The sequence below is a fragment of the Pediococcus ethanolidurans genome (genome assembly GCF_964062635.1).
In the GTDB taxonomy this organism is placed as follows: Bacteria; Bacillota; Bacilli; order Lactobacillales; family Lactobacillaceae; genus Pediococcus; species Pediococcus ethanolidurans.
Genome location: NZ_OZ061250.1, coordinates 2,044,107 through 2,057,037 on the forward strand (window position 1 = coordinate 2,044,107; position 12,931 = coordinate 2,057,037).

At 41.4% G+C, this 12,931-nt stretch carries 10 protein-coding genes and 1 pseudogene; all 11 read right to left on the reverse strand.

Annotated elements, in window-relative coordinates; translation table 11 throughout:
- Positions 1–8: 8 nt before the first annotated feature.
- Positions 9–2,035, reverse strand: a pseudogene (locus tag AB3219_RS10140) (type I restriction endonuclease subunit R); the annotation flags it as partial.
- Between the two features lie 21 nt (positions 2,036–2,056).
- Complete coding sequence (locus tag AB3219_RS10145; RefSeq protein WP_367369344.1) at positions 2,057–2,896, reverse strand: IS3 family transposase; 840 nt, start codon at positions 2,894–2,896, stop codon at positions 2,057–2,059.
- A 4-nt stretch (positions 2,897–2,900) separates the two neighbouring features.
- Entirely contained in the window at positions 2,901–3,656 is a 756-nt protein-coding gene (locus tag AB3219_RS10150; RefSeq protein WP_367369437.1) for a transposase, read from the reverse strand.
- A gap of 303 nt (positions 3,657–3,959) precedes the next feature.
- Positions 3,960–4,505: a cysteine hydrolase family protein gene (locus tag AB3219_RS10155; RefSeq protein WP_057807712.1), complete on the reverse strand. Its 546-nt coding sequence runs from the start codon at positions 4,503–4,505 to the stop codon at positions 3,960–3,962.
- Between the two features lie 10 nt (positions 4,506–4,515).
- Positions 4,516–5,946 (reverse strand): nicotinate phosphoribosyltransferase, encoded by a 1,431-nt coding sequence (locus AB3219_RS10160; RefSeq protein ID WP_260365531.1) that lies wholly within the window; start codon positions 5,944–5,946, stop codon positions 4,516–4,518.
- 105 nt (positions 5,947–6,051) lie between these two features.
- A complete protein-coding gene (locus AB3219_RS10165) occupies positions 6,052–6,768 on the reverse strand; it encodes an NrtR DNA-binding winged helix domain-containing protein (protein WP_260365532.1) in 717 nt (238 codons plus the stop codon).
- A gap of 376 nt (positions 6,769–7,144) precedes the next feature.
- The gene (gene rlmD / locus AB3219_RS10170; RefSeq protein ID WP_260365533.1) at positions 7,145–8,521 is read right to left on the reverse strand and encodes a 23S rRNA (uracil(1939)-C(5))-methyltransferase RlmD; all 1,377 of its coding nucleotides are present in this window, start codon (positions 8,519–8,521) and stop codon (positions 7,145–7,147) included.
- A gap of 101 nt (positions 8,522–8,622) precedes the next feature.
- Entirely contained in the window at positions 8,623–9,636 is a 1,014-nt protein-coding gene (locus AB3219_RS10175) for a diacylglycerol kinase (RefSeq protein WP_216762845.1), read from the reverse strand.
- Between the two features lie 24 nt (positions 9,637–9,660).
- Positions 9,661–11,088, reverse strand: coding sequence for an Asp-tRNA(Asn)/Glu-tRNA(Gln) amidotransferase subunit GatB (gatB, locus tag AB3219_RS10180; RefSeq protein ID WP_057807211.1), 1,428 nt, complete (start codon positions 11,086–11,088; stop codon positions 9,661–9,663).
- Positions 11,088–12,551, reverse strand: coding sequence for an Asp-tRNA(Asn)/Glu-tRNA(Gln) amidotransferase subunit GatA (gene gatA, locus AB3219_RS10185; protein WP_057807209.1), 1,464 nt, complete (start codon positions 12,549–12,551; stop codon positions 11,088–11,090). Before gatA ends, gatB begins: the two co-directional genes overlap by 1 nt.
- Positions 12,552–12,869 carry an Asp-tRNA(Asn)/Glu-tRNA(Gln) amidotransferase subunit GatC gene (gatC, locus tag AB3219_RS10190; protein ID WP_057807207.1) on the reverse strand — a complete coding sequence of 106 codons (318 nt, stop codon included), beginning with the start codon at positions 12,867–12,869 and terminating at the stop codon, positions 12,552–12,554. It lies immediately after the preceding gene.
- Positions 12,870–12,931: the final 62 nt, after the last annotated feature.

Genomic DNA, 12,931 nt, shown 5'->3' on the forward strand with positions numbered 1-12,931 from the left:
ATTTATATTTAATCATTCGTCGCCATCAATTCTGCTTGTTCTACCACGGTATTGACTGCTTCCGGAGCAATATCAGGTGGATAACCATACTTTCTAAGCAGGTGTTTTACAGCTACACGCATTTTAGCTTGAATATTACGTCTCTTTTCCCAATCAACGCCAGCTTCTTCTTTAACTAGCTTGACTAGCTCCTGAGCAATCAAATGAAGTTTCTTTTCTCCAAGAACTTCGACAGCTTTCTTATGATCAGCTAGTGCATCATAAAAGGCGATTTCTTCTTGACTAAGTCCTAAGTCTTTACCCTTTTCTTGCTCTGCATTAATCTTTTTAGCCATATCAATCAACTTACGAATAACAATTTCACTGGTAATCCCACGTTGATTATATTCGTCAATTTATTTCTGGAGCATATCTTCAAATTTTTCGGACGTAACTTTATTACTTTTCATCATTGCTTTAATCTTACCCTTAAGCAATTTTTCCAACAGGGTAATTGCAACATCCTGCTCCGGCATACTATTAACTTTCTGCAAGAATTCATCTGAAATTAAATCAATACTTTGTCTTTTTATGCCTAGTTCATTGTAGATGTCAACATTGGGTTCAGAAATGATGGACTGATCCAATAACTGTTGCATTTGATATTTAGCATCAGTATGTTTTCCTGAACCGACAGGCGTAGTTGGTTGCTTTAGTTTTTGAATAAACACCTTAACCGTCTTAAAGAAAGCAATCTCTTTACCATAGGCTTGCGCTTCCGGTTGAGTTGAAGTCAAAGCATAAGCTTTCTGTAATTCAGTCACAACATCCAAAAACTTTTGTTGTGTTTCCTCGTCCTCACCTAGAATCTCGTTAGCAACTCGCCGAGTAATCTTTAAGCGAACAGCTCCATCTTCTGAATCAAACCCTGAGTAATCAACTCCATATAGGAAATCATTAGTGATAATGTCATATTTCTCTTTCAAAAGGGCTAGTGCTTTCTCATATTGATGCCCACTTGCCCTTGATCTTCTGTGGAATAAACTTTTAGCGCTTCTTTCAGATTTTCAGCAATACCAATGTAGTCCACAATTAGGGCACTATCTTTATCCTTAAAAACCCGGTTGACACGAGCAATAGCTTGAATTAAATTATGTCCCTTCATCGGCTTATCAATGTACATAGTATTCATCGAAGGTACATCAAAGCCTGTCAACCACATATCAACCACGATAACAATCTGTAATTCATCATTGTTATCTTTCATCCGTTTTTGAAGGATTCGACGATCAGCTTTACTAGTCTGAAACTTTGCCATTTCTGGACCATCGGCCGCAGAAGACGTCATTGCCACCTTGATTTTTCCTTTATTAAGGTCATCGCTATCCCACTCTGGGCGTAACTTGATGATTTCATCATAGAGACGAACCGCGTTACGACGCGACATCTCAACAATCATCGCCTTACAAAAAGCCTCTTTTTGTCGTGCTTCGAAATGATTAACAAAATGCTTAGCAATACTTTCTAGTCGCGGCTGAGCACCAGCTAATGCCTCCAAACGGGAGAATTCTCGGTTACGTCGAGCATTTTCTTCTAAGTTAGGATCATCATCTAAGTTGGCCTCTTTTAGCAGTTGTTGATACTTAGCCTGTGCATCGGACTTCAATTTTAGAGGAAATACATTACTCTCATAATAAATTTTAACTGTAGCATGGTCATTAACAGCCTGAGTAATATCATAAACGTCGATATAATTACCGAAGACTGCGACAGTTGATTTATCAGCAGTAGAAATTGGGGTTCCAGTAAAACCGATGAATGATGCATTAGGTAAAGCGTCACGTAAGTATTTAGCGAAGCCATATCGTAACCCATTATTAGTGAATTTAGCCTTTAACCCATATTGAGAGCGATGGGCCTCATCAGCAATAACAATTACATCGCTGCGGTTCGTTAAAACCGGCATCTCTGTTTCCCCACTGTCAAAATCTGGCGAAAATTTTTGAATGGTTGAAAAAACGACTCCCCCCGATTGGGCGCGGCTCCTTGTCAAGTAGACAGTCAAATAATTAAAATCTTATGCATTTTTTTGAACGGCATGATTCCGGTATTCTTCCGGAGTCATGCCGTTTAGTGTTAGTTGGCGTCGTTCCGTATTATGCCATGCAATGTACGTCTTGATGATGCCGACAAGTTCGATTTCTGAAAGAGGTGCTTTGAAAGCCAATTCTTCTGTTTTCAACTGGCTCCAAAAACACTCCATTGCACTGTTATCACCTGGTGTTCCTGGGCGAGACATGCTGTGCACGATGCCTTCTCCGGATAACAGGGTGTTATAACTACCAGAAGTGTAAGCCGAGCCTTGATCGGAATGAAGAAATTGAGGCTTCACACCGTGGTTTGCTTTCAAGGCTTGCGTGATCGTTTCTGATACTAACTGCGTTGTCTCTGTGCTCGCTACACACCAGGCAATAATGCTGTGATCATAAAGATCTTTGATAGCGCTCAAACGTAATCGTTGTTTCTTACCTGGTCCGAATCTTAGCTCGCTACAATCAGTTACCCAAGTCATGTTTGGTTGCTCAGGAGCGAAATCGTGGCTGCCGTCTTCATGAAGTAATTTATTGGCGAGAATATACTCCTTCTTTTCTGCTTTACGATCGCGTTTGGCCACACGAATCGATGATTGAATACCGTTACGACGCATAATGCGCCGCACACGTCCTTGACTGATATGATAAGGTGTTTCTTTATTAAGATACATAGTCATCGTACGAACACCATAAATATAATTTTTTGACTCTTCACGTGCGATGATATAGGCCAAAATTGCTTTATTTTCGAGTTCTTGCGCTGTAACCTTGCGGTGAGTCCACTTGTAGTATGCAGCACGAGATACACCAACATATTGGCACATGAAACTAACCCCATACACTTGATTTGTGTCTGGGTTTATTTTTTGGTAAGTGCTTGAACCGTGAGGTACTTTTCTTCTGTAGGGCATCCATCCTTTCGAACTCTTGGAGTTTTTTTAGCACAGCGACCTCTGTGGAGATATTGGCTAACCGTGCCTTGAGACGCTTGATCTCTAAATCTTTTAGTTCCAGTTCAGTCAACTGACCAGTATCTTCCTTGGCCTTACCGCGGCGGTCTGCGAGTGCGTCGGGACCACCTTGCTTGAACTTTTTGACCCAAGCATACGCTTGGCCATAGGACACGTTAAAATGAGTAGTCGCGGCAACATAGTTCATCTCGTTGGCAATGATCCATTGTGCGATCTCGATACGTTCGACCTGTTCTGTCTTTCTGCCATCTTTCATTGGGATAGTCCTCCTAGTGGTTGTGAGTACTTTACCACTAGTATACCGTTTGACCCACTGGTAGATGACAGAACTATTGGGAATATGGTATTGTCGCGCAAGTTGAGGATATGATGTTCCACCCGCTAGATAGGCCTGAATCACCTCCATCATGAACCCCTTTGAATACGTTTGTTGTTGGTGTCGACTTTGTAACGCCGCTACGCCACCTGCATCATAGCGTTCCACCCACTGAGCTATTTGCGAGGAGTGGACATCGTACTTCTTTCCAATGGCCCTGGCTGCCATTCCCTCCTTTATTAAATTAATATAGAAGAGTTTCTCTTCCACACTATATCTTGAACCCTTTCGACCCATAAAAAATACTCCTTCCTCAGCAGACAAGTTTTAATTATTTGCTTGTCTACCTTGGTAGGAGTATATCCGACAGTTGCCTTTTTTTGTTTTTAAATTAATGGTACAGCAAGTAACAAAAAAACGGTAAAGATAAGAAATCATCTTATCCTTACCGAATATCATAGAACCTATTCTCCTCCATTTTATTCTGTAATAGCGTCCCTAACTTTATTAAACATAAACCAATAACAGCCCCGATGAAAAGAACTAATTTTAATATTCAAGTACTGGGGTTCTTACTTCATAGCAGGCAGTCAAAATTCATTAAACCAGCGTCGCACCCAGTGAATTCTTAAAATGGTCAAGCGCCCACTCCTGACCATGCTTGGTAAAGGTGGCGACCCCCTTAACCGGAATCGTAATCTGGTAGTTCAAATTATAGGCGGCAATTGCGGTGTGCAGGACACAGATATCGGTGCAAACACCTGCAATCCACAAGTTATCAATTTTTCGTTCCCGCAGGTAGTTATCAAGATTAGTATTTTGAAATGATGAATAGCGGTTCTTATTAAACTGGTAAACCCGGTCACTGGCCTGATGTTGTTCAAACCAGTCATTAACCTTGCCGTATAGCTGTTGACCAGGCGTACCGACCACGTTATGTGGCGGGAAGAGTTTAGCTTCTGGACTAAATCGGTCCCCACAATGGGCATCAGTCGGGAAAATTACGTAGTCGCCATTTTGGTAAAAACGGTTGGCCAGCTGAACCAAACAATCTTCTAATTCCTGCGCCGGCTTGCCACAAGTAAGCGCACCATTGTCAGCGACAAAATCGTTTGTATAATCAATAATTAATAATGCTTTAGTCATTGCTAACTCCTTATTTTTGTGCCTCATCAACCAGCTTTTGTTGCAAGTCAGCTAACCGCTTGGTTAAATAAACCGGGAAGCGGTCCGGATTAAGCAACCGCTTAGTAGCCGCCGGCAGCTGTGCTAATTCGGTCTGCGCAAAATGCTGGATGGCAAAAGTGTCGGTTTCAATTGGCGCCGCTTTTTCCAGTGTCAAAACTTGCTTAAGCAGTGGCTTAGCAATGAAGTCGGTTAGAATCACTTTATTCCGGGTGACGTGAACGTCAGCATTGATTGCCGCAATTTCGGTTCCAATCTGCTCGTCAGCCAGGGCAATTACATCGGCAACAGCGCGTTGGGGATCATGCTTATCGTAGAGCCGGTAAACCTGCTTATTCCCAGGGAGCGTAATCTTTTCGCGACTATTACTAATCTTGATCTTTGGCACCCATTTGCCATCATTTTCTAGTGCCGACATTTTATAAACACCGCTTAATACTGGACTGGATGAACTGGTAATTAGTCGCTCACCGATCCCAAAGTTATCCAGTGGTGCCCCTTCATCAAGCAATGACTTAATAATGTGGGCATCAAGGGCGTTTGAAGCAGTAATCTTAGCGTTGGTAAAACCAGCCTCGTCCATCATCTTCCGGGCCTTGGTTGCCAACTGGGCAATATCACCAGAATCGATGCGGATACCAACCGGTTCGTGGCCAGCTGCCCGCAATTCCTTAAAGACTTTAATTGCGTTCGGTACCCCAGAGTTAACCATATCGTAGGTATCAACTAACAGGGCAGCATTGTCAGGGTAAATTTTGGCCCAGGCACGAAAGGCCGTTAATTCATCAGGAAAGCTTTCAATCCAGGCGTGGGCCATCGTCCCCGCCGCCGGAAGGTTAAACAGCTTGGCAGCTAGCACATTGGAGGTACTACTGCACCCACCAATAATGGCAGCCCGCGCACCATATATTGCGGCATCAGGCCCCTGCGCCCGTCGTGCACCAAATTCCATTACTGGGCGTCCGCCAGTAACGCTGGTGATCTGCCATGCCTTCGTTGCAATCAATGATTGGTGGTTAATGATGTTTAAGATCAGGGTTTCGAGAAGTTGGACATCAATTAGTGGGCCACTAATACTAAGGATTGGTTCCTGTGGGAAGACTGGCGTGCCTTCTGGGATTGCCTTAATTGAGCAGCGGTTGTGAGCTGCCGTCAGGTAAAAGAGACAGTCGTCACTAAAGTGGTTAAGGGACCGCAGATAAGCAATGTCATCAGTTGAAAAGTGCCAGTTCTTAACTTCATCAATTACTTGCATCAATCCAGCACTAATCACAAAACTGCCATCATCGGGCGCCTTACGGTAAAAGACGTCGAAGCGCGCCTGCTTATCGTGGGGAAGCGTTTGATAATAACCGTTGGCCATTGAAAACTCATACATGTCGGTTAATAATTCATGCTTCATTATTAAATAACTCCTAACAAATTTAGGTAAAAAATACTTTAACTACTGCAAAAAAAATAAAAGTATATTGAACTTTTATTATCACTAATTGTAGCACTTTTATTTTTAGACGCAAGGTAGTACCAGTTTAAATAACTTTGGTGGCCGGCCTGACCGCTTTGTTGCGGCGGTACCAACTTCCTTAAACAGTTTTTGGTGGGCCTTTTTAAAATTAGAATTATCAATTTGATCGACCGTTGTTTGGCGGAAAGTAGCATAAACTTCGCGGGCTTGCCGAAGGGTAAAAGTCGGTCCTAAGATCTGTAAAATGGTTGGCTGGTAGTCCAGTTTATTTTTAATTCGTACAATGGCCGTATTAATAATTTGGTGGTGGTCAAATGCTAGCGCCGACCCTGCAGCCAAACTCAAAACTAAGTCACCATTTTGCAAGATAAACTTCCCGTGGTCAAAGTTAAGACTAAACCACCCGACTTCGGTTGCTCCGTACCCGGCCCTCAGTTGCGGCATTGTCGGTAAGAAAGTCATGTAGGCAATCGCCAAGGCCCGCTCACCGCTTACCCGGTCGGGATCGGTGAAGGTTGCCAACTGTTCGGTAGCACTGTTTGATAGACGAACACCAATTTTATCCTTAATCAGGCGGATACAGGCAGCGTCAGCACTTTCATCCCGCCACAATAGGGTTTCTGGTAAAGCCCAGTGGCCCTCAAATGGCGGATAAGCCCGTTTGACCAGCAGGACTTGTGGTAAATGGGTCAGGGGATTAAAACTCCAAATAATATTTACAATCGTAATTAGCGGATGCGCAACAACTTTGTCAGCCACCAAAATCATCTCCCCTTTTTATAATTCATTTTTTATCTATTATACGTCGAGTACACAATTGTCCTTGCCAATTTTCCTTTTTTTCAGTCAATCGATAAAATCATATATCGTACTTATCCACTCAACAATTGTCCCTAAATAAGCCTACTTTCGTACCAATTAAATTGGCCTTCATTTCAACATTTATTCCTACTTTCACTACCATAATCAATACGACCTGCCAAACTGGACATTCACCTACTCGACTATCGAAATAGGACATAGAACACTCGACCCGCCAGCTTCAAATAGAAAAAGTGTACTAATTCCTATCGTTTAGAAAGGAAAAAGTACACGTTCAATCACCTATAAATGCCGTCAGAACGCGGATTGTCGGCTATTTTACTGTACGTTCCAGCACAGTAACACTCTCAACATGTGGTGTCTGTGGGAACTGGTCCAATGGAATAACTGGTTGCGCCACGTGATAGCCATTATCCATAAATGTTTGCACATCCCTTACCAAAGTGGCTGGATTACAGCTCACATACACAACTCGTTTTGGTGCCATTTCAGCAGCAGCAGTAATAAACTCTGGTGCCAAACCTTTGCGTGGTGGATCCACCACAATAACGTCAGGTTCAAGCCCATCGTGTTGCCAATCAGCCATTTTTTCTTCAGCCTTACCAACAGTAAATCTCACATTATGAATATCGTTCAATTTAGCGTTAATCTTAGCATCTTGAATCGCCTTTTCGACAATTTCAACACCATAAACTTTTTTAGCATGTTTAGCCATTGCTAACGAAATCGTCCCAATTCCACAATAAGCATCAATGACCGTTTCCTTACCAGTCAAACCAGCTTTTTGAATTGCAAGGTCATACAACTTATCTGTTTGAACAGGGTTCACTTGATAGAAGGAATCTGCTGAAATTGCAAAACGTAATCCCAGTAATTCATCATGAATCACGTTACTTCCCCAGAGAATTTTTTCTTCTTTACCCAACAAAACGTTTGTCTGGGCCGCGTTCACATTTTGAATAATGCTCTTCACTTCAGGGAGTTGTTTACGAATTTCTTCCACAATTTCAAAGTTCATCGGAATCTTTTTAGCACGTGTAATTAACACAATCATCATTTCATGTGTGAAGTGACCACGACGTACCATAATCGTTTTAATCACACCGGTATGATTACTTTCGTTATAGGGTGCGGTATGGTATTTACGCAAAATATCCCGAACAACTAAAATAGCTTTATCAATTTCAGGATCTTGGATATAGAAGTCCTCAATTGGTACCAAGTCGTGACTATTACGACGGTAAAAACCAGTGGTTAATTGACCATTCACACTACGGACGGGAATCTGAGCCTTATTACGGTAACCATATGGTTTGTCCATTCCAACAGTTGGACTAACTTCAACCTCATCCAAATGAGCCTTATAAAACAGCTCTTGAATTTGATGTTGCTTAAACTCCAACTGCGCAGGATAGGCCAAATGTTGTAGTGGCGCAATTCCTGTTTGTGTGTACTGTTTATCCTTAATTTCAACACGGTCAGGACTCTTGGATGTCCACGATTGCACACGACCGAATGCATACGTCTTGGCAACTTTGGTAACCTTCATGGTGATTTCTTCACCGGGTAAACTATTTGCAACAAAAATTGGGAAATTATCAATTTTTGCAACGCCCATCCCTTGATAGGTCAAATCCATAATGGTGACATCATAGGTTTCATTTTTAGTAACTGGTGCTTTAAATTTCATATTCATCCTCATTTTTCTTTTTCAAGTAACTATCACAAAACCGTCCCATTGAATTATGGGTACGAAAAGACCTCACATTCAAGGACGGCTTTTAATTAATCTCATTGATCTTGTTCTGTTTCATCGTCATCAGGCAGCTTCTTCACCTGTTTGACAAAGTTTTCTTCGGCCTTGGCAATTACTGGTTCAGGTAAATCATAAGCATCATTAGGAATCTTATCCAGATTTGCAAACATTTCAATATGTTTATGCAAATTTTTAAATACCATGGGCGCATCGCCACCATATTCACCATCAATATTGACCATAACACGATCATTTACCGGGTTAACCTTTACTCGTTTTGGTTTGCGATAAATGATTCGCGGATCATTCATATGATTTCCATTTAATGCTTTAACCATCAAATGCAGAATGGAAACCAAATTAGCTGCCTTTACAATAATCAAAGTAAATCGACCATCATCTAACGACGCATCTGGAACAATTTGTTCAAAGCCACCAATGGAATTCGTCAACGCTAAGAAAAACATTGAAGCCTTACCATTGAAATGCTCCCCATCATATTCAATATCCATATCAACCGGCTTAATTTGTGGCAGCAACTCTGCCCCTTTTACCAAGTAAGCTAAATAGCCAAAGATACTTTTCATGTTTGATGGCACATCATAGGTCAACTCCGTGAGTAACCCTCCAGCTGCAATATTGATAAAGTAATTATCGCCTGCTTTACCAATATCCATCTTTATCCGCTGATCTTTTAAAACAACTTTAGCCGCAGCCACTGGATCTTCACGAGGAATTTTCAATGCTCGCGCATAGTCATTCGTCGTTCCAGCCGGAATAATCGCCATCATAGGTCGGAAATGTAAGTCTGCAATTCCATTGACCACTTCATTAATTGTACCGTCACCACCAGCTGCCACAATCAAATCAAAACCAGCTTTAGCAGCTCGTCTTGCTTCGTTACGGGCAGAATCTGGTTCTGGTGTTGTGGCATAGGCACTAGATTCAAAACCAGCTTCCTCAAATACACTCAAAATGTCGATCATATTTTGTTTTAAAATTTCACGCCCTGAAGTTGGATTATAAATTACGCGCGCTCTTTTTTGCATTTTGGTTCCTCCGAGAAAATCTGATTAACGATTATTTAATTCTTTCATCAAAAGCTCGTTAACAACTTTTGGATTAGCTTGCCCATGAGTCTGTTTCATAACTTGGCCCACTAAGTAGCCGACTGCGCGATCTTTACCATTCTTAAAGTCATCAACAGATTGTTGGTTATCATCGACGATTTTTTTAATCATTGGCTGTAACTGTGCAGGATCAGATAATTGAACTAAGCCTTTACTCTTAACCCAAGCAACTGGTTCTTCACCCTTTGTAAGCGCCTTGAACACTTTTTTAGCAATCTTAGTTGAAATTGTGCCGTCACTAATCATCTTAATCATCGCAGCTAAGTTAGCGGGTGTAAGTTTTGTATCTTGCAAATCAACCTGTTGATCATTCAGATAAGCATTTACATCACCCATCAGATAGTTGGCAGCCATTTTAGCATCCGCACCATTAGCAACTGTTTCATTAAAGAAATCTGACATTTCCTTAGTTTGCGTAAGCACCATCGCGTCATAATCCTTAAGACCTAACTCATTTACATAACGTGCACGGCGTTTACCAGGCATTTCTGGCATTGCTTCTTCAATACTATGAATCCAGTCATCGCTAATTGCCAAAGCAGGCAAATCTGGTTCTGGGAAGTAACGATAGTCATCAGAGCCTTCCTTAACACGCATCAAGATTGTTTGACCAGTAGCCTCATCAAAACGACGAGTTTCTTGTTGAATAGTACCACCAGACATCAAAACTTGTTGCTGCCGTTTTTCTTCAAAGGCAAGTCCTTTGCGAACAAAATTAAAGGAGTTCAAGTTCTTTAATTCTGTTTTAGTACCAAACTTGTCTGATCCATAAGGACGAATCGAAATATTAACGTCCACTCGCATGGATCCTTCTTCCATCTTCACATCAGACACACCCGTAAATTGGATACGTTGACGCAAAGCTTCAAGATAAGCATAAGCCTCATCTGGTGAAGCAATATCTGGCTTAGAAACAATTTCAATCAAAGGTGTTCCCTGACGGTTTAAATCAACAAAAGAATAGCCATTAGGATTATGTGTATTCTTACCGGCATCTTCTTCAATATGCATTTCAGCAATACCGATTTTCTTCTTTTCACCATCAACTTCAATTTCAATCCAGCCATCATGCGCAATTGGCTTGTCCGCCTGCGTAATTTGGTAAGCTTTAGGATTATCAGGATAGAAGTAATTTTTTCGATCAAAATGATTATGTTTTTCGATTTCAGCATGTAAAGCTAGTGCAGCTTTAATACCAGATTCCACAACGCCTTTATTGGTTGTAGGTAAAACACCCGGATAGCCCCAATCGATTACATTAGTGTTGGCATTAGGATCATCCCCGAATTCAACTGGAGACGGACTAAAAATTTTAGAATTCGTCTTTAATTCTACATGGACTTCAAGTCCAATCGTTGTTTGAAAATTCATTATTTGTCTCCTCCAATCTCAGGGGTTTTACTATGAAAATCTGTTGCTTGTTCAAAGGCATATCCTGCCTTGTACAAAGTTTGTTCATCAAATGGTTTAGCAATAATTTGTAAGCCAACTGGTAATCCATTACTGAAGCCAGCAGGTAATGACATTCCGGGTAAACCAGCCATGTTAACTGGTACCGTCAAAACATCATTCATGTACATCTTCTTTGGATCAGATGAATCCTCACCAATGCCAAATGCAGGTGTTGGAGCTGTTGGGCCAATGATAAAGTCATGATCTTCAAAAACCTTCTTGAAATCATTGATCATCATTGTTCGCACTTCAGCAGCCTTACGGAAGTATGCATCATAAAAACCAGCTGAAAGTGAATAGGTTCCTAACATAATGCGGCGTTTAACTTCATCGCCAAATCCTTCTGAACGGGAACGAACATAAACATCTTCCAGATTCTTAACGTCTTTAGCACGGAATCCATAACGAATCCCATCAAACCGTTGCAGGTTAGAAGAAGCTTCAGAAGAACTGATGATGTAGTAAGCGGCAATTCCGTATTTACTGTGAGGCAATGAAACCTCATCCACCGTTGCTCCTAATTCTTTAAAGGTATTAGCAGCATCTAAAACGGCTTTCTTGACGTTTTCATCCACGCCTTCACCCAAATATTCTTTTGGTAAAGCTACTCGCATGCCCTTAACAGAACCATCTAAACCAGCCGTGAAGTCTGGTACTTCTTTGTCAGAACTAGTCATATCGTGCTCATCATGACCAGCAATTAAATTCAAAAGGGCAGCATTATCTTTAACTGTGCGCGTAAAGGGACCCACTTGATCCAAACTAGAACCAAAGGCAATAATTCCCCAACGTGACACACGGCCATATGTAGGCTTTACACCCACAACCCCAGTGAATGATGCTGGTTGCCGAATTGAACCACCTGTATCAGTCCCTAGAGCAGCTAAAACGCCACCAGCAGACACCGTTGCAGCTGAACCACCCGAAGAACCACCAGGTACCTTAGTTAAGTTCCAAGGATTATGTGTCGTTTTAAAGTAGGAAGTTTCTGTTGAACCACCCATGGCAAACTCATCCAAGTTGGTTTTTCCAATCACAATTACATCATTGGCACGTAATTTTTCAATAACCGTGGCATCATAAATCGGATTGAAGTTTTCCAAAATCTTGGAAGCCGCTGTCGTCCGTAATCCCTTGGTGACAATATTGTCTTTAACAGCTACTGGAATTCCTGCCCAAAGGTTATCTGGGTTAATCCCTTTAGCATCAATGGCTTTTGCCGCTTCGATGGCCGCGTCATCATCAATTGTAATGTAAGCATTGATTGCTTCGTTATCAGCCTTGATTTTAGCTAAGGTCTCACGTGTCAATTGTTCAGCAGTCAGTTCTTTATTGACCAGTTTTTCATGCAACGTAGTCAAATCAGTATCAAAATAATTCATCTAGTTGGCACCTTCACTTTCGTCAATAATTGCGGGAACGCGGATAAAGCCATCCTGAGTATCAGGTGCATTTTTGAGTAATGCCTCTTTTTCATGACTATTAACTGCAACATCTTCTCGCATTGTGTTGAATTGATCCGTCACACTAAACGTAGGTTCTACGTCAGTTGTATCTACTTCACTTAACGTATTGAATAATTCCATAATATCACCCAATTGTGTTGTGAATTTACCCAAATCAGCATCATCAAATTCCAACTTTGCTAAACTGGCAACGTGCTCCACTTGGGCTTTATCAATTTTTTCTTCGTTTGCCATGTGTTATCCTTCTTTCAAATCTATCAAATTATTTTACCATAAATCAGCTAAACTTTATAAAA